Source organism: Brevundimonas sp. UBA7506 (assembly GCF_002479495.1).
In the GTDB taxonomy this organism is placed as follows: Bacteria; Pseudomonadota; Alphaproteobacteria; order Caulobacterales; family Caulobacteraceae; genus Brevundimonas.
In genome coordinates this window covers 221510-241015 of the sequence record NZ_DLNQ01000005.1, presented here as the reverse complement: position 1 = coordinate 241015, position 19506 = coordinate 221510, and the positions used below count along the sequence as shown (strand labels likewise).

The 19506-nt window shown below is 67.0% G+C and carries 19 protein-coding genes; 5 read left to right on the top strand and 14 right to left on the bottom strand.

Annotation, left to right across the window (positions count from 1 at the left end; genetic code table 11):
- Nucleotides 1-17 precede the first annotated feature (17 nt).
- The 12 genes from era to folK all read right to left on the bottom strand — a co-directional run bounded on the left by era (nucleotide 18) and on the right by folK (nucleotide 9722).
- A complete protein-coding gene (era, locus tag B3K53_RS02915; RefSeq protein ID WP_292082589.1) occupies nucleotides 18-971 on the bottom strand; it encodes a GTPase Era in 954 nt (317 codons plus the stop codon).
- Nucleotides 968-1681: a ribonuclease III gene (rnc, locus tag B3K53_RS02910; RefSeq protein ID WP_292082588.1), complete on the bottom strand. Its 714-nt coding sequence runs from the start codon at nucleotides 1679-1681 to the stop codon at nucleotides 968-970. Before rnc ends, era begins: the two co-directional genes overlap by 4 nt.
- Nucleotides 1681-2607, bottom strand: coding sequence for a signal peptidase I (gene lepB / locus B3K53_RS02905; RefSeq protein ID WP_292082587.1), 927 nt, complete (start codon nucleotides 2605-2607; stop codon nucleotides 1681-1683). Before lepB ends, rnc begins: the two co-directional genes overlap by 1 nt.
- A 57-nt stretch (nucleotides 2608-2664) precedes the next feature.
- On the bottom strand, nucleotides 2665-3066 hold the full coding sequence (gene acpS, locus B3K53_RS02900; protein ID WP_292082586.1) for a holo-ACP synthase: 402 nt from the start codon (nucleotides 3064-3066) through the stop codon (nucleotides 2665-2667).
- Nucleotides 3063-3821 (bottom strand): pyridoxine 5'-phosphate synthase, encoded by a 759-nt coding sequence (locus B3K53_RS02895; protein ID WP_292083357.1) that lies wholly within the window; start codon nucleotides 3819-3821, stop codon nucleotides 3063-3065. The genes acpS and B3K53_RS02895 overlap by 4 nt, the downstream gene beginning before the upstream one ends.
- Nucleotides 3822-3879: 58 nt before the next feature.
- Nucleotides 3880-4404: a hypothetical protein gene (locus tag B3K53_RS02890; RefSeq protein ID WP_292082585.1), complete on the bottom strand. Its 525-nt coding sequence runs from the start codon at nucleotides 4402-4404 to the stop codon at nucleotides 3880-3882.
- Nucleotides 4405-4479: 75 nt separating this feature from the next.
- A complete protein-coding gene (gene pyrE, locus B3K53_RS02885; protein ID WP_292082584.1) occupies nucleotides 4480-5064 on the bottom strand; it encodes an orotate phosphoribosyltransferase in 585 nt (194 codons plus the stop codon).
- A gap of 47 nt (nucleotides 5065-5111) precedes the next feature.
- The gene (locus B3K53_RS02880) at nucleotides 5112-5891 is read right to left on the bottom strand and encodes a TIGR00730 family Rossman fold protein (RefSeq protein WP_292082583.1); all 780 of its coding nucleotides are present in this window, start codon (nucleotides 5889-5891) and stop codon (nucleotides 5112-5114) included.
- Between the two features lie 28 nt (nucleotides 5892-5919).
- The gene (locus B3K53_RS02875; protein WP_292083356.1) at nucleotides 5920-8073 is read right to left on the bottom strand and encodes a RelA/SpoT family protein; all 2154 of its coding nucleotides are present in this window, start codon (nucleotides 8071-8073) and stop codon (nucleotides 5920-5922) included.
- A gap of 188 nt (nucleotides 8074-8261) precedes the next feature.
- The gene (rpoZ, locus tag B3K53_RS02870; RefSeq protein WP_292082582.1) at nucleotides 8262-8621 is read right to left on the bottom strand and encodes a DNA-directed RNA polymerase subunit omega; all 360 of its coding nucleotides are present in this window, start codon (nucleotides 8619-8621) and stop codon (nucleotides 8262-8264) included.
- Between the two features lie 93 nt (nucleotides 8622-8714).
- Nucleotides 8715-9131 carry a cupin domain-containing protein gene (locus B3K53_RS02865; protein WP_292082581.1) on the bottom strand — a complete coding sequence of 139 codons (417 nt, stop codon included), beginning with the start codon at nucleotides 9129-9131 and terminating at the stop codon, nucleotides 8715-8717.
- Nucleotides 9132-9182: 51 nt separating this feature from the next.
- Entirely contained in the window at nucleotides 9183-9722 is a 540-nt protein-coding gene (gene folK, locus B3K53_RS02860; RefSeq protein ID WP_292082580.1) for a 2-amino-4-hydroxy-6-hydroxymethyldihydropteridine diphosphokinase, read from the bottom strand.
- A gap of 30 nt (nucleotides 9723-9752) precedes the next feature.
- On the opposite strand from folK, the gene B3K53_RS02855 reads away from it, so the two are divergent.
- Nucleotides 9753-10334 (top strand): NYN domain-containing protein, encoded by a 582-nt coding sequence (locus B3K53_RS02855; RefSeq protein ID WP_292082579.1) that lies wholly within the window; start codon nucleotides 9753-9755, stop codon nucleotides 10332-10334.
- Nucleotides 10331-10975 (top strand): uracil-DNA glycosylase, encoded by a 645-nt coding sequence (locus tag B3K53_RS02850; protein WP_292082578.1) that lies wholly within the window; start codon nucleotides 10331-10333, stop codon nucleotides 10973-10975. The genes B3K53_RS02855 and B3K53_RS02850 overlap by 4 nt, the downstream gene beginning before the upstream one ends.
- A gap of 1 nt (nucleotide 10976) precedes the next feature.
- Here B3K53_RS02850 and B3K53_RS02845 read toward each other — a convergent pair whose 3' ends face one another.
- Nucleotides 10977-12194, bottom strand: a complete 1218-nt coding sequence (locus tag B3K53_RS02845) for an N-acetylmuramoyl-L-alanine amidase (RefSeq protein WP_292082577.1) — start codon at nucleotides 12192-12194, stop codon at nucleotides 10977-10979.
- Nucleotides 12195-12647: 453 nt separating this feature from the next.
- Between B3K53_RS02845 and B3K53_RS02840 the strand changes: the two genes are divergently transcribed.
- Genes B3K53_RS02840 through B3K53_RS02830 form a run of 3 tightly spaced genes read left to right on the top strand, consistent with a single transcriptional unit; the run spans nucleotide 12648 to nucleotide 17736 of the window.
- On the top strand, nucleotides 12648-15350 hold the full coding sequence (locus B3K53_RS02840; protein WP_292082576.1) for an Rne/Rng family ribonuclease: 2703 nt from the start codon (nucleotides 12648-12650) through the stop codon (nucleotides 15348-15350).
- Between the two features lie 54 nt (nucleotides 15351-15404).
- Nucleotides 15405-16817: a M48 family metalloprotease gene (locus B3K53_RS02835; RefSeq protein ID WP_292082575.1), complete on the top strand. Its 1413-nt coding sequence runs from the start codon at nucleotides 15405-15407 to the stop codon at nucleotides 16815-16817.
- Nucleotides 16818-16851: 34 nt separating this feature from the next.
- A complete protein-coding gene (locus B3K53_RS02830) occupies nucleotides 16852-17736 on the top strand; it encodes a thioredoxin domain-containing protein (protein WP_292082573.1) in 885 nt (294 codons plus the stop codon).
- Nucleotides 17737-17748: 12 nt separating this feature from the next.
- Here the strand turns inward: B3K53_RS02830 and B3K53_RS02825 are convergent, their stop codons facing one another.
- Nucleotides 17749-19443: a tetratricopeptide repeat protein gene (locus B3K53_RS02825; RefSeq protein ID WP_292082572.1), complete on the bottom strand. Its 1695-nt coding sequence runs from the start codon at nucleotides 19441-19443 to the stop codon at nucleotides 17749-17751.
- Between the last annotated feature and the right edge of the window lie 63 nt (nucleotides 19444-19506).

The window sequence follows — 19506 nt, the reverse complement described above, 5'->3', positions numbered from 1 at the left end:
GATACTAAACCAGTTTTTTAGACGTCGAACTCCAGCCCGAACTGGGCGTAAAGGGCGCGGCTGTCCTGCCACTTGGGATCAACCTTGACGGTCAGGAACAGGTGGACGGGGCGGTCGAGCAACTCGATCAGCTCCTCACGCGACTTCTGGCCGATCCACTTCAGGGTCTGGCCGCCCTTGCCCAGAACGATTGGGCGCTGGCTCTCACGCTCGACATAGATGGTCTGCTCGATGCGCACCGAACCGTCGGGCTTCTCGTCAAAGGCCGTGGTCTCGACCGCCGCCGAATAGGGCAGCTCTTCGTGAACGCGCAGATAGACCTTCTCGCGGGTGATCTCGGCGGCCAGAACGCGCACCGGCACGTCCGCCGACTGATCTTCCGGATACAGCCACGGCCCGGCGGGCATGGAGCGCGCCAGGCGCTGCTTCAGGTCGTCCACGCCGTCGCCGCTGAGGGCCGAGATCATATAGACCTCTTCATAGACGCCGGTCTCGAACAGGCGGTGCGACAGAGCCAGCAGGGTGTCGCGGCGCATCCCGTCGATCTTGTTCAGCACCAGGATGACCTTGGTTCCCGTCGCCTTCAGATTGGCGATGATGGTCTCGGTGTCCTCGGCCGACTTGCGGTCGGCGGCGGTGCCGTCACGACCTTCGGACGCGATGTGCGAAGGGGCGTCGATCAGATGGACCACCACGTCGGCGTCCTCGGCGCCGCCCCAGGCCGAGGCGACCATGGCGCGATCCAGACGGCGACGGGGGGTGAAGATGCCGGGCGTGTCCACCAGAACGATCTGGGCGTCGCCCTCGATGGCGATGCCGCGCACGGGAAAGCGCGTGGTCTGGACCTTCTGGGTCACGATCGAGACCTTGGAGCCCGTCAGGCGGTTCACCAGCGTCGACTTGCCGGCGTTGGGCGCGCCAATGATGGCGGCGAAGCCCGCGCGCTGGTTCGGGTTGAGGGTCTCGGTCAAATTACGCCTTCTCGTTTCAACAGCGCCGTGGCGGCGGCTTTCTCCGCCTCCTGACGCGAACGTCCTGTTTGTTTCACGGGGTCGAAGCCGACCACCGTCGCTTCGACCACGAAGGTCGGAGCATGATCTGATCCGGTGCGTTCCACCACCCGATAGGTCGGCAGCGGACGCCCTTGCGCTTGGGCCCACTCCTGAAGAGCGGACTTGGGATTGGTCACGGCCGGCGCCGGGGGCGACGCGAACTCCTCGGCCCAGGCGATGTCGAACATGGCCTTGGCCGCCGTCAGGCCGCCATCGCGATAGACAGCCGCCAGAATAGCCTCGACAGCATCGGCGATGACTCCGGCCTTTCTGCGGCCGCCCGTCTTGGTCTCGCCCGCCGACAGGCGCAGGGCCGGGCCGACGCCCAGACGTTCGCCGACCCGTGCGCAAGCGCTCTTGTCGACCAAGGCGTGCAGCCGCGCGGACAGCTGGCCCTCGTCGGCCGAGGGAAACTCGCGCGTCAGGCGGTCGGCGACCAGCAGGCCCAACACCCGGTCGCCCAGAAACTCCAGCCGCTCGTTGTCAGCGGGACGGCGGCCGTCGGCCTGTCCCCCGCCCTCGCCCACGCTGGCGTGGGTCAGGGCCCGTTCCAGCAGGGACGGGTCGCTGAACTCATGGCCCAGCCGACGCCGGAGCGCGGCGACGGCCTCGGCCCGCACGTTCGCCATCAGTCCAGGATCTTGAAGAACCGGCTGGGACGCAGGTTCGCGAACCAGCTGACCGGGTTGAACAGCGACGCGCCCGGCGACCAGGAGAACATGATGATCTCGGCCTTGCCGACCAGATTCTCGGCCGGGACCATGCCCACGCCGGCCGACATCTCGACACGGCTGTCGATCGAGTTGTCGCGGTTGTCGCCCATCATGAAGAAGTGGCCGGCCGGAACCTCATAGACCGGGGTATCGTCCAGATCGCCGCCGGGGCCGAAGTCCTGGGTCATGAAGCTCTTGCCGTTCGGCAGGGTCTCGCGGACCTGGGTCACGGGACGCGGGCCGAACATGTCGGCCATCTCGGCGCGGCTGACCACGACGTCCTTCACCGGGGCCCCGTTGATGTAGAGCTTGTTGGCGATCATCTGCACCTTGTCGCCCGGCAGGCCGATCACGCGCTTGATGTAGTCGGTCTTGTTGTCGCGCGGCAGCTTGAAGACGACGATGTCGCCGCGCGTGGGATCCTTGCCCATGATCCGGCCGTCGAACAGCGGCGGGCTCCACGGGATCGAGTGTTTCGAGTAGCCGTAAGACCACTTCGACACGACGATGTAGTCGCCCTCATAGAGGTTGGGCTCCATCGACGCCGACGGGATGGTGAAGGGCTGGAACAGCAGCACCCGCAGCACGAAGGCGATCAGCAGGGCGAAGACGATGGTCTTGATGATCTCGACCGTCTCGTTGCTCGCGGACTTCTCTTTTTTCACACGTTTGGCTTTCTTGGGACGCGGCGTGGCGTAGATCGGCTTGTCGCTGTCGAGGGCTTCGGGATCGTCGCCCATGTCGAAGGGGGCGTCGCCGTCGTCGCTCCAGATCGGTCGCGGATCGGTCGGGTCGATGGCAGGATTGCCGGCGCCGCCGTTCGCCTTGGGGTCGTCGCTCATGGTCTGCTCGAATCCCCCGCAGAACGCGGGGTTGGATGCCTGAGGCGTAAAGGCTGATTACGCCACGGGCAAGGCTTCGATGACCACGAAAGCGAGAGCATAAGGGTGTTCGTCGCTGAGGGTCAGGTGGATGCGCGGCTCATGCCCCGGCGGGGTCAGCCGGGCCAGATGCTCGGCGGCGTGCCCCGTCAGGGCCAGGGTCGGCTGACCCGACTTCAGGTTCACCACCCCCATGTCGCGCCAATAGACGTCTGCGCGCATGCCTGTGCCCAGGGCCTTGGCGCAGGCTTCCTTGGCCGCGAACCGCTTGGCGTAGCTCCAGGCCGGGTCCGGCTTGCGGTCCGAACGGGTGCGCTCGATCTCGGTGAAGACGCGGTTCTTGAAGCGATCGCCAAAGCGATCCAGCGACGCCTCGATGCGCCGGATGTCCGACATATCGGCGCCGATGCCGATAATCACCGGTTCGCTCCCGAAGTGGCCTCGTCCATCGCCGTCCGCATTCGGCGGATGGCGGCGTCCAGACCGACGAAGACCGCCTCCCCGATCAGGAAGTGGCCGATGTTCAGCTCCTTGATCTCGGGGATGCCCAGGACGACGCTGGCGGTAGCGTAGTCGAGGCCGTGGCCGGCGTGGACCTCCAGGCCCAGAATGTCGGCCTGGGCGGCGGCGGCGGCCAGGCGGTCCAGCTCGAAGGCGCGCTCGGCCGGATCAGTCAGGTGGCAATAGCGGCCGGTGTGGAACTCGACCACCTGCGCGCCCACGGCGGCGGCGGCCTCGACCTGGGCTTCCGAGGGTTCGATGAACAGGCTGACGCGGATGCCCGCCTCGGACAGCGCCTTCACCACGGGGGCGATGCGCGCCTCGTGACCGGCGACGGCCAGGCCGCCCTCGGTCGTGACCTCCTCGCGCCGTTCCGGCACCAGACAGGCGGCGTGCGGGCGGTGGCGCAGGGCGATGGCCAGCATCTCCTCCGTCACCGCCATCTCGAAGTTCAGCGGCTTGCCCGCGCGGCGGCATAGGGCCGTCAGAACGTCAATGTCGGCGTCGGTGATGTGACGGCGATCCTCGCGCAGGTGGGCGGTGATGCCGTCCGCCCCCGCCGCCAGCGCAGCCTCGGCCGCACGAGCCGGATCGGGATGAGCGCCGCCGCGCGCGTTACGAACCGTGGCGACGTGATCGATATTGACGCCCAGACGAACCCGCTCGCGCTTCATCTCGATCCCTTTCTTATCATGCACTCAAAAGCTATCCCGGTGCACCGTTCCATGATCATCAAGAAGAGCCCATAGTCCTGGGTGGATCAGGCTGCCAGCAATCAGCAAGCGTTGCCTTGAACCGGTTCGCCCAATCAGCCAGCGGCGACCCGAAGTTACTCTCGAACGCGACCTCGTAGCCATATGCAGTCGGCCAGGTTGGCCCACGGCTCCACAGTTTGAACGAGCCCCCGTCCGTGCCGGGACCTTGCTCATCATCTCGACCAAACCCCGGGATGTCTATCGCTGGAGCAGGCAGGCGCTCCAGCTCCAGAACTACCTCTTGCGCGCCCGGACACTCGCTAATGACCGCCCACGAAACACGCTGGCCTCCGCGCATGTTGATCGCCCGACGAGCGGCCAAATGACGGCGCCCACCCGCTTGTGCGAAATAGGGGTAGATGCTGAAGGTTTCCAACGCCGACAGGGGGTGACGGGAGACCTCTATCACCACCACCGGCGCCAATTGGTCGAATTTCACATCTCGCGCATCTTCGACTTGCGATTGCGGCGCCGTTTGAAGGCCAACGGCCAGAAACGTCACTAGCCCAATCATTCACGCCTCCCCTGAGGTTTGGCCGCTTGAATCGTCAATCGGACTACGCTCGCCTAATCTGGCTTACTTGGCCAGCCGTCGGCTGCCCGGGTCCTCGACCGGCAGGGCGGCCAGTTCGGGCGGCAAGGCGTCGGCCGGATAGGCCGGCACGTCCAGCGTCGCCAGGGCGATCAGCGGCACGCCCACGTCGGCGCGACCGCCCGACCGGTCGACGATGCAGGCAGCGGCGACGACTTCGCCCCCGGCCTTCTGGATGGCGGCGATGCATTCGCGCGACGACAGGCCGGTGGTGACGATGTCCTCGACCATGACGACCTTCTCGCCCGGCTCGACAGTGAAGCCGCGGCGCAGCTTGAACTCGCCGCCTTCGCGCTCGACGTAGAGCGAGCGCACGTTCAGGTGCCGCGCCGTCTCATAGCCGGGGATGATGCCGCCGACGGCGGGCGAGATGGCCACGTCGACCGGACCGACCGTGGCCACGATCTTCTCGGCCAGGGCCTTGCACAGGCGCTCGCAGCGGCGCGTGTCCATGAAGACCAGGTTCTTCTGCAGGAAGACCGGGCTGTGCAGGCCGGACGACAGGACGAAATGGCCTTCGCGCAGGGCGCCAGCGTCGCGGAATTCGTTGAGGACGTCTTCAGTGTTCATGAGAGCGTCCCTTAGACCCTGCATCTCCGCCCCTCAAGCCGAGCGACCTACTTGATGTCGCAGTTCGGCTTCAGCCCGCCTTCCAGCAGCTTGGTCCAGACGGTTTCGGCGTCGTCGGCGAAGGCGAACAACTCCATGTCCGAGGCCTTGACCATGCCGTGCTCGATCAGGGTGTCGAAGTTGATGACCGACCGCCAGTAGGCCTCGTCGAACAGGACGATGGGGATCGGCGGCGCCTTGTCGGTCTGACGCAGGGTCAGGATTTCGAACAGTTCGTCGAGTGTGCCGAAGCCGCCGGGGAAGACCACCAGACCATTGGCCCGCATGGCCAGATGCATCTTGCGCATGGCGAAGTAGTGGAACTGGAAGGTCAGCTCCGGCGTCGACCAGGGATTGGGCACCTGCTCGTGCGGCAGCGTGACGTTGAAGCCGATCGACGGCGCGCCCGCTTCATGCGCGCCCTGATTGGCCGCCTGCATGATGCCCGGGCCCCCGCCGGTTGCGATGACGTTGTCGCGCACCTCGCCCGGCGAGCCGCGGAAGGCCCCGCCCCGCTCCGAGGCGATGCGGCCGAACAGACGCGCTTGCTCGTACCAGTAGCTGTGCCGACCGCCGCCGTTGGCGCCGACGCGGGCGCTGCCGAACACCACCAGGGTTGAGCGCACGCCCCAGGCCTTCAGCGCCTCCTCGGCCTTCTCGTACTCCATCAGGAAGCGCACCCCCCGCATGGACTCGCCCAGCAGGAAGTCCTGATCCAGGGCGGCCAGACGATAGGAGGGCGACGCCAGCTGAGCGGCGTTGGCGAGTGCTTGTTGTTCGGGAGACATTTCGGCCTTCAGTCAGACGCGCCGGCGATCAGCCGCGCGCGCGGTCCACGGTGTCGACGGACGGATTGGCGCGTAGCGCCGCGATGATCATGGTGGCGTGCCGGGCGTCCTCGACCTCCACATCGATGTCGACGTCGAAGAAGTCCTGCTGACGATGGGCCATCGACAGGTTGAGGATGTTGCCGCCGGCCTCGCCGATGATGGTCGCCACCTGCCCCAGCACGCCCGGCGCATTGCGGATGGTGGCGCGCAGGCGGGCCGAGGCCACCGCGTCCTGCTCGGCCTGCGGCGTCCATTGCAGGTCCTGCCAGACGCTGTCGTCGTCGGCGAAGTCGGCCAGGGTCTGGCAGTCGATGGTATGGACCGTCAGTCCCTTGTCGGGCTCCAGGATGCCGACGATGCGATCGCCCGGCACCGGGCTGCAACAGGCGCCGAAGTGAATGCTGACACCCGGCGTCAGGCCGCTTCCGCGCACGAACAGGCGGGCCTGGTCATTGCCGATCCGCTTGCGTTCGGGGCCCGCCTTCAGCTGGCCCTTCAGCGCCGGGAACATGGTCTCGGCGATCTTGGTCGCGGCAAGACGGCCCCGCCCGATGGCGTCGAACATATCCTCTTCGGTGGCGATGGCATGGGTTTCCAAGACCGGCTTCAGCGAGACCTCGGCCAGCGACTTGCCCGCCCGCTCCAGCGTCTGCTCCAGCGTCGCCTTGCCCAGGCGCACAAACTCGTCGCGCTCCGAAGTGCGGATATGACGGCGAATGGCCGAACGCGCCCGGCCGGTGACGGTCAGGCTGCGCCAGTCGGTCGGCACCTCGCGCTTGGTCCCGCGAATGATCTCGACCACGTCGCCGTTCTGCAGCGCCGTGCGCATGGGCTTCAGTTCGCCGTTGATCTTGACGCCCACGGCCGTGTCGCCGACCTCGGTGTGGACCGCATAGGCGAAGTCCAGGGCCATGCCGCCGCGCGGCAGGGTGATCAGCGCGCCCTTGGGCGTGAAGACGAAGACCTGATCCAGGTACATTTCGAGCTTGGCGTGCTCGACCCAGTCCTCGCCGCCCTCGCCGTGCTCGATGACCTGCACCAGATGGCGCAGGTTCAGCAGCGGGTCGCGTCCGCCGTCGGCTTCCATCGCCTCGCGGTCGAAGCCGTAGGAGTGGTTCTTGTAGGCCCAGTGCGCGGCCACGCCGTCCTCGGCCACGCGGTCCATGATCTCGGTGCGGATCTGCATCTCGATGCGCAGGCCGCCGGGACCGACTACCGTGGTGTGCAGCGAGCGATAGTTGTTCGACTTGGGCGTCGAGATGAAGTCCTTGAACCGCTCCGGCACCATGGGCCAGGCGCGGTGGATGACGCCGAGCGCGCGGTAACAGTCGTCTTCGGCCTCGACGATCACCCGGAAACCGTAGATGTCCGACAGTGACGAGAAGCCGACCGACTTCCTCTGCAGCTTGCGCCAGATCGAATAGGGCGTCTTTTCGCGTCCCTTCACATGGGCGGTGATGCCGGCCTCGCTGAGGACCGTCTCGATTTCGCGCGACACGCCCTCGATGGCGCGGCCGTGCTCCAGCTTCAGGGCCTCCAGACGCCGCTGGATGGCGACGCGGGCCGTGGCGTTCAGATGCTCGAACGCCAGTTCTTCCAATTCCGAGGCAATGGAGTGGATGCCGATGGAGCGGCCCAGCGGCGCATAGACTTCCAGCGTCTCGCGGCTGATGCGCTCGCGCTTCTCCGGCTTGACGTACTGGAGGGTGCGCATGTTGTGCAGGCGGTCGGCCAGCTTGACCAGCAGGACCCGCACGTCCTTGGAAATCGCCAGGATGAACTTACGCAGGTTCTCGGCCTGGCGCGTGTGCTCGGCCTGAAGCTCCAGCCGCGACAGCTTGGTCACGCCCTCGACCAGGACGGCGATCTCCTCGCCGAACATGGCGGCGATGTCGTCACGCGTGGCCGAGGTGTCCTCGACTACGTCGTGCAGCAGGGCCGTGACGATGGTCGCCGTGTCCAGCTTGTAGTCGGTCAGGATGCCGGCAACCTGAATCGGGTGCGCGAAATAGGGATCGCCCGAGGCCCGCAGCTGCGAACCGTGCATCTTCATCGCATAGACGTAGGCGCGGTTCAGCAGAGCCTCGTCGGCTGTGGGGTCATAGGCCTTGACCGCTTCGATCAATTCGAACTGGCGCATGATCGGCGCGCGCTTGGCTTCAGACACTTGGGACACGGACGGCAGGGACTCGGCGACTTCAGACGACAACGGCGTCGCCCCGGTCAGGGGCGACGCCGTCTGGTCTATCTGATTCGCGACTTGATCCGGCGACGGGCCCGCGGGGGACCGCGCCGGAAGAATGGTTACGCCGTTGACTGGCTCAGCCGTCAGTAGCGTTCCTCCTGGCCGCCGTCCCGGTCGCTTTGCAGCGCGCGGATCAGCTCGGCTTCAGCCATGTTCATGTGCTGCGGCTCGGCCAGCAGGGCCACGACTTCGGCTTCGTCCTCAGCTTCGGTACGCTCATCGACGCGTTGCAGCGTGGTGATGATGTTTTCGCGCAGCTCTTCCGGGACGACCGTCTCGTCGGCCAGCTCGCGCAGGGCCACGACCGGGTTCTTGTCGTTGTCGCGGTCGATGGTCAGGGCGGCGCCGTTGGCGATGTTGCGGGCGCGGTGACCGGCCAGCAGAACCAGACCAAAGCGGTTCGGAACCTTCTCGATGCAGTCTTCGACAGTGACGCGGGCCATGAAATTCCTCTGGCGGCAGGGAGAACCGCACAAAATATAGGGTTAGGCGTGATTGTGCAACGCCGCGAAGGCCGGAATGCGGCGCAAAACGCCTCAGTTCTTCCTTTGGGCCAGCGGATAGCTGATGATCAGCACCAGGTCCACCTCTCCGGTCTGGCGGATGCCCACGACATTGCCGTCGAACAGGTAGGCCGCGTCGCCCGCCCGCATCGGCGTCGTCACCCCGTCCGACGTCACCTCGCCTTCACCGCTGACGACGTAATAGACCTCGTCATGAGCGATGGGGTGCAGACCGATGGCCGCGCCGGGATGCAGCACCCGCTTGCGGAACTCCATCGCCCGATTGGGGACGCCGTCGGAAATGCGATAGGCCGTGCTCATCCCCTCGCCGTTATGCGGCGGAACCTGATGCACCATGGTGTCGGCTTCGCGGATCACCACCCCCGTCCCGGCGGGCGGCGACGCTGGTTGGGTCTGCACGACGAGCAGCGCAAGAGCGGTCAGCAGCACAAAATGTCCTCCGGTGTCATCTCGAAGAACCTAACCGGCCGCAAGCCGGCGTCAACGGGGCAAAGGACGCGCGTCGGTTCCGACAGATGCTTGCTTCGCCAGCGTCGCAGCGTCGCCCTCGACCGTCGGATGCCTCCAGTCCGGCGCAATCTCAGCCAGAGGCCCCATGACGAACAGACGTTCGGCCGCGCGCGGATGCGGCAGGATCAGCCCGTCCAGATCACCGCTCAGACGACCGTAGGCGATCAGGTCCAGGTCCAGGGTCCGCGGCGCATTGCGAACACTGCGCCGACGGTCGAACACGTCCTCCATCCGTGACAGCTTGCTCATAAGCACGCCGGGATCATGCTCGGTCCGCACGATCACCACCCCATTCAGGAAGGGGGGATCGGAAGGGTCCGGCCAGGCCTTGGACGACCACCAGGACGAGCGGGCCAGAATGTCGACGCCCTCGGCCCGGAAGCGCGCCAGCGCCGCTTCCAGCGACTCCTCGCAGGACCCCCAGACGCCCTTGTCATTGCAGCCCAGGGCGACGATGACTGCCCCGTCCAGATCGAGGTCGCCTTCGGGGATTTCGGTCGGGACGCTCATATTCTCGACCATTTCCACGGACTCATATTCATGACCGGCCATACGGGCGACCGCATCGCCTTGTTCATCGACGGCGCCAACCTCTATTCCGCGGCCCGCGCGCTCAACGTCGATCTCGACTTCAGAAAGCTGTCCGACTGGTTCGGCCAGAAGGGCCAGCTGGTGCGGGCCTATTATTACACGGCGGTGGTCGAGGGCGAAGAGTTCTCGCCGGTCCGTCCGCTGGTCGATTGGCTCGACTACAACGGCTTCACCGTCGTGACCAAGCCGGTCAAACGCTTCACCGACGCCCAGGGTCAGTCGCGCATCAAGGGCAATATGGACATCGAGATCGCGGTCGACATGCTGGAGCTGGCGCCGCGGCTGGATCACATGATCCTGTTCTCGGGCGACGGCGACTTCCGCCGACTGGTGCAGGCTGTTCAGGCGAAAGGCGTGCGCGTCACCGTCGTCTCGACCACCAGGACCCAGCCACCCCAGATCGCCGACGAATTGCGGCGTCAGGCCGACGCTTTCGTCGAACTGGCCGACGTCATGACCCACTTCAGCAAGCCCAAGACCACCATGAATCAAGGCGTCGCCCGCACTCTCGACCGGAACGACCGTTCATGAGCCGCCCCCTGAACCCCGAACCTGCGCGCGACTGCCCCCTGTGCCCGCGCCTGGTCGCCTATCGTCAGGAGAACATCCGCCAGAACCCGGACTGGTGGAACGGCCCCGCGCCTTCCTTCGGTGACCCGAACGCACGACTGCTGGTGGCTGGCCTTGCGCCTGGGCGAATGGGCGCGAACCGCACCGGCCGCCCCTTCACCGGCGACCATGCCGGCTGGCTGCTGTTCGACACCCTGAGGAAAGCCGGCTTCGCACAGGGGACCTACGACCCCGACGGAAACGACGACCTGACGCTGGTCGACTGCATGATCACGAACGCGGTGCGCTGCGCTCCGCCGCTGAACAAGCCGACGGGCGATGAGGAAAACACTTGCCGCCCCTTCCTGATCGATCGGCTGGCCGCCCTGCCCCGGCTCAAGGTCATCGTGACCCTGGGCGACGTGTCCCGGCGCAGCATCCTGCGGACGCTCGGCTACCCCGGCACGGCCATCCCCGCCGGACATGGCGTCGAGGGCAAGGTCGGCGGCTACACCATCATCAACAGCTATCACTGCTCGCGGCTGAACACGAACACGGGGCGCCTGACGCCGGAAATGTTTGAGGAGATCTTCCACCGCGCCAAGCTGGCGCTGGACGACTAGGTCAGCCGCCGCCCGTGACATCGCCGGCCACCATCACCGGCGCCGAGGGTTCGCGGAAGTAGCGGTCGATGCCCTCGGCGACCGAGCGCATCAGGCGGCGACGCGCACGCTCGTCGGTCAGGACGCGCTCGTCCTCCGGATTGGTGATGAAACCCATCTCCAGCAGGATGGCCGGAACGTCGGGCGCCAGCAGGACGGCCAGACCGGCGTCGCGGTGGCTGCGACGCAGCAGCGGATGATTGTCGCCCTCCAGATGGGTCAGCAGGACCCGCGCGAACTGGGCCGAGCGGTTCTGGGTGGCGCGCTGGGTCATGTCCAGCAGGATGCGGTCGACCGAGGGGTCGCGGCCCGGCAGGCGCAGGTCGCGCTGCCAGTCGTCGCCACGCGTGTACTCGCGTACCGCACGGCCTGCTCCCTGTTCCGACAGGGTGTAGACGCTCGCCCCGCGCAGGGCCGGATCGGTCCCGGCGTCGGCGTGCAGAGAAATAAAGAGGTCGGCCCCGGCGTCGCGGGCGATCTGCACCCGGCGGCCGTGGATGACATAGACGTCGCTGTCGCGGGTCAGGCGTACGCGATAGCGGCCGGTGCGCTCGATCGCGGCCTTCAGTTCACGCGCGGCGGCCAGGGTGACGGCCTTTTCCTGAGCATGAACGCCCTGGGCGCCCGGATCGCGGCCTCCGTGGCCTGCGTCGATAACGATAAGCGGCTTTTCCTTGCGCGCCTGCTCGCGGCGCGGCGGCGTGCTGGCGGCGACCGCAGCGGCGGCGCCTGTGGCCTTCAGGTCGATGACATAACGATAGTGCTGGACCCCGTCGCCAGGCGGCAGCAAGAAGCGGCGCTCGATCTCGGCGCCCCGCGCCAGGTCCAGCCGGATGCGCGACGACGTGCCGGCCGACGCGACCTCATAGCCGCGGACGAGGCCGGAGCCGTTGCCGTCCAGACCCCGGCCCGGCGCCACGTCCGACAGGGCGACGATCACCCGCCCGGTCGTGCCGTCCTCGATCACCTGTCCGCGCGTGGTCTTGCCCAGGTCCAGCACCACCCGCGTGCGCTGAGCGTCGCCGCCGAAGCGGATGCCGGAAATCTGACCGTCCGGTCCAAAGGCCAGGCCGCGCCCAGCCGTCAGCACGACGCCGCAGATCACGACGAAGGCCAAGCCCGTCATCGCCCATTCGCGCACGCCCCAACGGGCCAGATTGTCACGCCACCGGCCATACATGGACGGACTTCACCCTTCTGGTTCGGATGGCAGCATGCACCGAGCGATTAAGGATTTCGTTAAGACCTGTAACGGCGGTGGTTCTTTTATTTTCCGCTACATATGCCTATGATCTGGTCCGCAAGCGAATGATCGCGCCCTCTGTATTTCCTGCAGAGCCGGGCGCGCCCTCCTCGCGGCGCTGACTTTCACCTCATTCCGAGGATCGCCCGGCCTGGCCGACGATTCGAAGAACGGGTCCGGGACGCGGCCTTGAACGGCGCGTTCGGATCCAGGACCGACAGAACCTCATGGGCCGACCCGCCTGCGCTCCCGACCGGCAATTTGATGCCGCTCTCGCCATTCGCGAGGGGATGACGCGCGCCCTGGCCCCCATTTCCATTCGGCGAGCCGCCCCCTTGTCCGCGGATGTATCCGCAGGGCCCGGCCTGGCGCGCCAGAGAGAGACTTTTGATGTCAAAGACAATGCTGATCGATGCGGCGCACGCGGAAGAAACCCGCGTCGCCATCGTGGACGGACGCCAGGTTGAGGAATTCGATTTCGAATCCACGGCCCGCCGCCAGCTTCGCGGCAACATCTATCTCGCCAAGGTCACTCGCGTAGAGCCCAGCCTCCAGGCGGCCTTTATCGAGTACGGCGGCAATCGTCACGGCTTCCTGGCCTTCAACGAGATCCACCCCGACTACTATCAGATCCCGGTCGCCGACCGCGAAGCCATCATGGCCGAAGCGAACGCCGACGACGACGATCACGACGATCTGGGCCGTGAAGGCGACGACGAGTCCGAAGGCGGTCTGGCCGACGAGGAGCGCCTGAAGCGTCGCCTGATGCGTCGCTACAAGATCCAGGACGTCATCAAGCGCCGCCAGATCCTGCTGGTGCAGGTCGTCAAGGACGAGCGCGGCGCCAAGGGCGCGGCCCTGACCACCTGGCTGTCGCTGGCCGGCCGCTACTGCGTCCTGATGCCGAACACCGGCAAGGGCGGCGGCATTTCGCGCAAGATCACCAACACCTCGGACCGTCGCCGCCTGAAGTCCGCCGCCGCGGCCCTTAAGGTGCCCAAGGGCATGGGCCTGATCATCCGCACGGCCGGCGCCAAGCGCACCCGCGCCGAGATCAAGCGCGACTATGAATACCTGCTGCGCCTGTGGGAGACGATCCGCGAGACGACTTTGAAGTCGAACGCCCCGGCCGTCATCTATGAAGAGGAAAACCTGGTCCGTCGCGCCGTGCGCGACATGTACGACAAGGACTTCGACGGCATTCAGGTCGAGGGCCTGGAAGGCTTCAAGGAAGCCCGTGACTTCATGCGCGTGCTGATGCCGTCGCAGGCCAAGAAGATTCACCTCTATCAAGGCTCCAAGCCCCTGTTCGCGGCCAACGGCATCGAAGAGGTGCTGACCCAGATTCACCAGCCGGTCGTGCCGCTGAAGTCGGGCGGCTATCTGGTGATCAACCAGACCGAGGCCCTGGTCGCCATCGACGTCAACTCGGGCCGCTCCACCAAGGAGCGTAATGTCGAGGCCACCGCCACCAAGACCAACCTGGAAGCCGCCGTCGAGGCCGCTCGCCAGCTGCGTCTGCGCGACCTGGCCGGCCTGATCGTCATCGACTTCATCGACATGGATGAAGGCAAGAACAACCGCGCCGTCGAGAAGGCCCTGAAGGACGCCCTGGCCAAGGATCGCGCCCGCATCCAGATGGGCCGCATCTCGGGCTTCGGCCTGATGGAGATCAGCCGCCAGCGTCGCCGCCTCGGCGTGATCGAAGGCGCCACCGAGGTCTGCGCCTGCTGCCAGGGGGCCGGTCGCATCCGTTCGGCGGAAAGCGCCGCCCTGACCACCCTGCGCGCCGTGGACATCGAGGCCGGTCGCAACGGCGCCGGTTCGATCAACCTGCGCGTCTCGACCGCCGTCGCCCTCTACATCCTGAACCACAAGCGCAGCTATCTGCAGCGCCTGCTGGACCAGCGCGGGCTGAACGTGGTCATCCAGATCGACGACAGCCTGGCCCAGGGCGAACACGCCATCGAGCGCACCTCGACCAACGAGGACTTCATCCCGGTCGTCACCCACATCTCGGCCGCCGAGCTGGACGACGGCTTCGACGACAGCGCCTTCGACCATGAGGACGAGGACGAGGACGACGAAGTCATCGAAAGCGATGACGAGGACGACGTCGACCTGGACCGCGAAGACGGCGACGACGACGAAGCCCGTGAACGCGCCGAGCAACACGACGGTGAAGGCCGCGGCCGCGGCCGCCGTCGCCGCCGTCGCGGCGGCCGCCGTGACGAGGAAGGCTTGGACGAAGGTTCGGTCGATACGGTTTCCGCCGACAGCGAGGACGAAGACGGAGATGCTGGTCGTCGCCGCCGTCGCGGCCGTCGTGGCGGTCGCCGGATGCGCGAGGACGGCGAACGCGACGCCTTCACCTGGGTGCGCGGCCGCACGCCGTCGCTGGAAGACCCCTACGTCTGGTTCGACCCGATCAACCCCGCACCGCGCGCCGAGCGCGCGCCGGTCGAAGTCTCGGAAGCTCGTGAAGTTGAAGCCCTCGCCAGCGAACGTCCGGAAGGCGAACGCGCCGAACGTGAAGGCGGCCGTTCGCGTCGTCGTCGCGGTCGCGGTCGTGGTCGGGACCGTGGCGGCCTGCCGCACGAAGCCAAGGTCGAGGACCGCGCGGTCAACGAAGGCCTGCCCCCCGTCGGCTCGCCGGACACGCCCATCGCCACGGTCATCCCGACCGAGGAAACGGCGGTTGACGCGCCTGAAATCGTCGCCGAAGCCGCCGAGGCGCCGAAGCGTCGCCGCGTCCGCCGCAAGGTCAGCGCCGATGTCGCCGCCGAAGCCGTGATCGAAGCCCCTGCCGAGGCCGAGGCTGAAGTCGTGGCCGAGGCTGAGCCGGTCGTCGTGCCCGCTCAACTGGACGTGGAACCGGTCTTCGCCGCCAAGGTCGAGGCCGCCATCGAGCAGGCCCTGAGTCCTGAACCCGCGCCCCAGCCGGCCGCTGAACCGACGCCTGCGCCGATCACAGTCGCCGAGCCGACGCTCGCGCCGACGCCGGAAGTCGACGTGGCCGCCATGATCGCCGAAGATCCCAATCAGATCGTCGCTCCGCCCGAGAAGCCGAAGCGCGGCTGGTGGCGCCGTTGATCGGACACGATTAGGCTTGAAGACACGGGGGAGACTGTCGCTCTGGAGCACGCCATGACCAGGCTTCCCCGTGTCGCATCCCGCATCCTTGCCACCGCCACGGCCATCGTGGCGGTGCTGGGTGCGGCTGGATCAGCTTCGGCCCAGAGTCTGATCCGCGACACCGAGATCGAAGGGATCATCCATGACTGGTCCGAACCGGTCTTCGTCGCCATGGGGCTGGACCCGACCGAGGTCGAGATCCTTCTGGTCAACGACAACGACCTGAACGCCTTCGCCACGCGCGGGCGGATCATGGGCCTGAACACCGGCCTGATCCTGCAGACCAAGACCCCCAACCAGCTTCTGGGCGTGATCGCCCATGAGGCCGGTCACATCAAAAACCGCCACACCTTGCGCGACGGCGCCCAGAACGCCGGCATGCAGCCCATGATCATGACCATGGCCCTGGGCGCCCTGGCCGCGATCGCGGGCGCGCCGGACGCCGGCGCAGCCCTGCTGGCCTCCAGCCAGTATTTCGGCACCCTTGGCGCCCTTCGCTATATGCAGAGCCAGGAAGGAGAGGCCGACATCACCGGCGCCCGCGCTCTGGAGCGCGCCGGCGAGTCCGGCAAGGGCATGGTCGAGTTCTTCGAGAACTTCCGCTCGCAGGAAGTCTTCTCTGACCAGCGCCGCTATCCCTATTTCCGCAGCCACCCCCTGTCATCGCAGCGTATCGAATCCCTGCGTCGCCCGGTTGAAGCGGCCGCCCATTACAATCACCAGGACAGCCCCGAGCGGATGGCCCAACATGCCTTGGTCGTCGCCAAGATCCGCTCCTTCATGGACACGCCGAACGCGACCTTGCGCGACTATCCATCGTCCAACACCTCCCTGCCCGCCCGCTACGCCCGCGCCATCGCCTGGTATCGCGACGGCCAGACGGACAAGGCCCTCGGCACCGTTGACGACCTGCTGATCGAGCAGCCCGCCAATCCCTACTTCTGGGAACTGAAGGGCCAGATCCTGTTCGAGGAAGGCCGCCCGGCCGAGGCCATCGGCGCCCATCAGAAGGCGGTCGAGTTGAAGCCCGACGCCCCCCTGCTGAAGATCAACCTGGCCCACGCCCTGATTGAAACCAGTGACGCCGCCAATCTGGACGCCGCAGTCGATCAGCTGAAGCGCGCCGTCGCGTTGGAGAGGGATAACACCCTGGCCTGGCGCCTGCTGGGCCAGGCCTACGCCAGCCAGGGCAAGGAAGGCGAAGCGCGTCTGGCCTCGGCCGAATACTGGTTCGCCCTGGGCCGCACCGAACAGGCCAACCAGTTCGCCATGCGCGCTCGCGACATGCTGGACCGCAACTCCATCGAATGGCGACGCGCCACCGACATCGTCTTGTCGTCGGGCGCCTCGGAAAAAGACATCACTGATGCGGAGCGCCGCAACGAGCAGCGCAACAGTCGCGGCGTCATCCTGCCCAACGGCTGACGCCCGCCCACCTTTCCCGATACCGAGACCTTTAATGACCAACGACGCCCGCCCCGACGCCCCTCAGACCCAAACGCCTGCGCCGAAGGGCAGCATCCTGTCGTCTCTGTCCGGCAAGACCGTGGCGGGCGCGGCTCTGGCCGTCTCGGTTCTGGCTCTGGGCGTGTCGGTCGCACCCTATCTGACTGGCGGTGATTTCGGCGGGCGCGTCCGCGCCTATCTGATCGAGAACCCGCAGGTGCTGGACGAGGTCCTGGCCGCGCGTCAGGCGAATGAAGAACAATCCCGCGTCCAGGCCATCAACGCCGCCGTCAAGGCAAACCCGGCTCTATTGGCCCATGACGCCCGCGACCCCAGCTTCGGCCCCGCCGACGCCAAGGTGACGGTGATCGAGTTCTTTGACTTCCGCTGCCCGGGCTGCAAGGCCGTCGCCCACGACTACCGCGCCCTGATGGCCGCCCACCCAGACGTCCGCTTCGTGTTCAAGGACTGGCCGATCCTGGACCGTGGCGACGACGTCACCTCACAATACGCCGCCCGCGCCGCTCTGGCCGCGCATCAGCAGGGCAAGTATCTGGAGGTCTATGACGCCCTGATGACCGAGCGCGCCCTGGACCGCGCGGCCATCGACGCCATCCTGGCCGCGCACGGCGTCGACATGACCAAGGCCCAGGCCGCCATCGCCTCGCCCGAAATGACCCGCCACGTCACCGACATCCACACCACGGCGGCGACCCTGGGCCTGCAGGGCACCCCGACCTTCTTCATCAACGGCAAGGCCAGCGCCAGCATCGAGCCTGCCGCCGTCGCCAAGCTGATCGAAGAAGCGAAGGGCGGATCGCGCCCCTCTGCCAACCACAAAGAACAGGCGCCATCGAGACCAGCGGACCAAGCGGCGGATGCCCCAGCCTCCGCCTAACCTTCGATACGTTTAGGCCGCCGCCAGCGTCCGTTCGCCGCCGATCCACTCGACGTTCGAACGTCGGGTCGCTTCGGCGGCGGCGTCGGCGTTCCCCAGCTTCCGCTCAGCCTCAGCCAGCACGAAGTAGCTGTAGGGGTCGCTGGGCCAGTCTTTCAGCAGCTCCTCGATCTTGGCTTTGGCCCCGGCGGCGTCGCCGCTGGCCAGCATCGCTGCCGCCAGACTGCGGCGCGTCGGATACCAGATGATCGGCGGATCGCCGCCCTCGTCGTCCATGGCCTGAATCTGGGCGGCACGGGTGAAGGCGGCGACGGCCGCGCTCGCATTGCCCTCGATCATGGCCGCCCGGCCTTCCAGAATGCGCTGGGACAGTTCGGTGAAGACCGCCCGCTGCTCCGCCATCGGCCCGGTGAAGGGCGTGGCTTCGCGCAGGGCCTTGATGGCCTCCGCCTCGGCCCGCACGGCGGCGGCGGCGCCCGCCCTCGCGGCCGCCTCGCCCCGCGCATAGCGCCAGCTGATGCGCAGCAGAGGATGGGTCGCCGGCGGCTCCTTCAGCGCCGCCACCTGTTCCGGCGCGCCGAACCGGCCATAGAGGGCATAGGCGTTGTTGGCGACGATCTGGCGCCAGTATTCATGGGTCCCGATGTTCGGATAGGTGGCTAGGAACCAGTCGGCGAGCTTCAGCCCCTCCTCGCCGCCCCCGGCCATCAGGGCGCCGCCCATGCCGAAGTGGATGTTGTGGGCGTGCAGCCGCATCGCCGGCACCCCGCCCGGCGGCTTGGCCAAGGCGTCATAGCGCCGGTCCAGCGCCACGGCGTTGACGTTGCTCTCCATCGCATCGCGATAGCGGCCGACGCGGTAATAGGTATGCGACGGCATGTGCACCAGGTGGCTGGCCGCCGGGGCCAGAAGCGCCAGCTTTTCGCCGTAGGGGATGGCCTGGTGCGGGTCGTCAGACCATTCGGTCAGATGGATATAGAGGTGGATCGCGCCCGGATCGTTCGGGTCCTTGGCCAGCGCCTGTTCCAGCAGGCCCATGGCGCGCGGGATGGCCGGATCGGCCGCCTTGCCCTCGTCGTCCCACCATTCGTCGGCGGCCAGCAGCCAGGCGTCGGCGGTGATGTTGGCGATGGCGCCGTCATCGGGGTTTTGACGCGCGATCCGGTCCATGCGCTGGGCGAAGCGGTCGGCGCGGCTCTTTTCCGAACCGGAATAGCGCTGGATCAGGGCGTCGATCATCTGGCGCTGCACGGGCGTCGCGTCGTGGGCCAGTCGGCGGGCGTCGCGGGCGGCCTGACGGGCGGCGTCTATGGAGGCCTTGTCCTGACCGCCGCCGTTCAGGTTGGGACCGATGGCCCAGGCCTCGCCCCAGGCGCACATGCCGCACGACGGATCCAGCGCCCGCGCCTTGCGGAAGGCGCGCACCGATTCGGTGTGCTCGAACGCCCAGCGCAGCCGCACGCCGTGGTCGAACCAGGCCTGGGCCTCGGGGTTGGCCGTGTCGATCTTGAAGCCGCCGGTTCCGAAGCCCTCGACCATGACGATATCATTGGTCGGCACCGCCTCGATGGCCGAACCGCCGGGACCGCAGACCTGCGGCTGGTCCAGCAGATCGCGCACGGCCTTGTCCGCCGTCGCGTCGGCCACCGCCATCGGCCCGATCATGCAGGCCGCCAAGGCCGAGCAGGCCATCAATCCGAAACGCATCGTCCCACTCCCTCAATCACGGGGAGAGTGCGCGTCCGACAGCTAGGCCGCAAGCGGCCCCAA

What these genes read in the sequence shown, in the direction of transcription:
- B3K53_RS02875 (WP_292083356.1), bottom strand. Translation starts at nt 8,073, where the DNA reads ATGCGCCAGTTCGAATTGATCGAAGCGGTCAAGGCCTATGACCCCACA.
- B3K53_RS02880 (WP_292082583.1), bottom strand. Translation starts at nt 5,891, where the DNA reads ATGTCTCCCGAACAACAAGCACTCGCCAACGCCGCTCAGCTGGCGTCG.
- rnc (WP_292082588.1), bottom strand. Translation starts at nt 1,681, where the DNA reads ATGGCGAACGTGCGGGCCGAGGCCGTCGCCGCGCTCCGGCGTCGGCTG.
- B3K53_RS02840 (WP_292082576.1), top strand. Translation starts at nt 12,648, where the DNA reads ATGTCAAAGACAATGCTGATCGATGCGGCGCACGCGGAAGAAACCCGC.
- folK (WP_292082580.1), bottom strand. Translation starts at nt 9,722, where the DNA reads ATGAGCGTCCCGACCGAAATCCCCGAAGGCGACCTCGATCTGGACGGG.
- B3K53_RS02845 (WP_292082577.1), bottom strand. Translation starts at nt 12,194, where the DNA reads ATGTATGGCCGGTGGCGTGACAATCTGGCCCGTTGGGGCGTGCGCGAA.
- B3K53_RS02825 (WP_292082572.1), bottom strand. Translation starts at nt 19,443, where the DNA reads ATGCGTTTCGGATTGATGGCCTGCTCGGCCTTGGCGGCCTGCATGATC.
- pyrE (WP_292082584.1), bottom strand. Translation starts at nt 5,064, where the DNA reads ATGAACACTGAAGACGTCCTCAACGAATTCCGCGACGCTGGCGCCCTG.
- B3K53_RS02835 (WP_292082575.1), top strand. Translation starts at nt 15,405, where the DNA reads ATGACCAGGCTTCCCCGTGTCGCATCCCGCATCCTTGCCACCGCCACG.
- B3K53_RS02850 (WP_292082578.1), top strand. Translation starts at nt 10,331, where the DNA reads ATGAGCCGCCCCCTGAACCCCGAACCTGCGCGCGACTGCCCCCTGTGC.
- rpoZ (WP_292082582.1), bottom strand. Translation starts at nt 8,621, where the DNA reads ATGGCCCGCGTCACTGTCGAAGACTGCATCGAGAAGGTTCCGAACCGC.
- lepB (WP_292082587.1), bottom strand. Translation starts at nt 2,607, where the DNA reads ATGAGCGACGACCCCAAGGCGAACGGCGGCGCCGGCAATCCTGCCATC.
- B3K53_RS02830 (WP_292082573.1), top strand. Translation starts at nt 16,852, where the DNA reads ATGACCAACGACGCCCGCCCCGACGCCCCTCAGACCCAAACGCCTGCG.
- B3K53_RS02855 (WP_292082579.1), top strand. Translation starts at nt 9,753, where the DNA reads ATGACCGGCCATACGGGCGACCGCATCGCCTTGTTCATCGACGGCGCC.
- B3K53_RS02895 (WP_292083357.1), bottom strand. Translation starts at nt 3,821, where the DNA reads ATGAAGCGCGAGCGGGTTCGTCTGGGCGTCAATATCGATCACGTCGCC.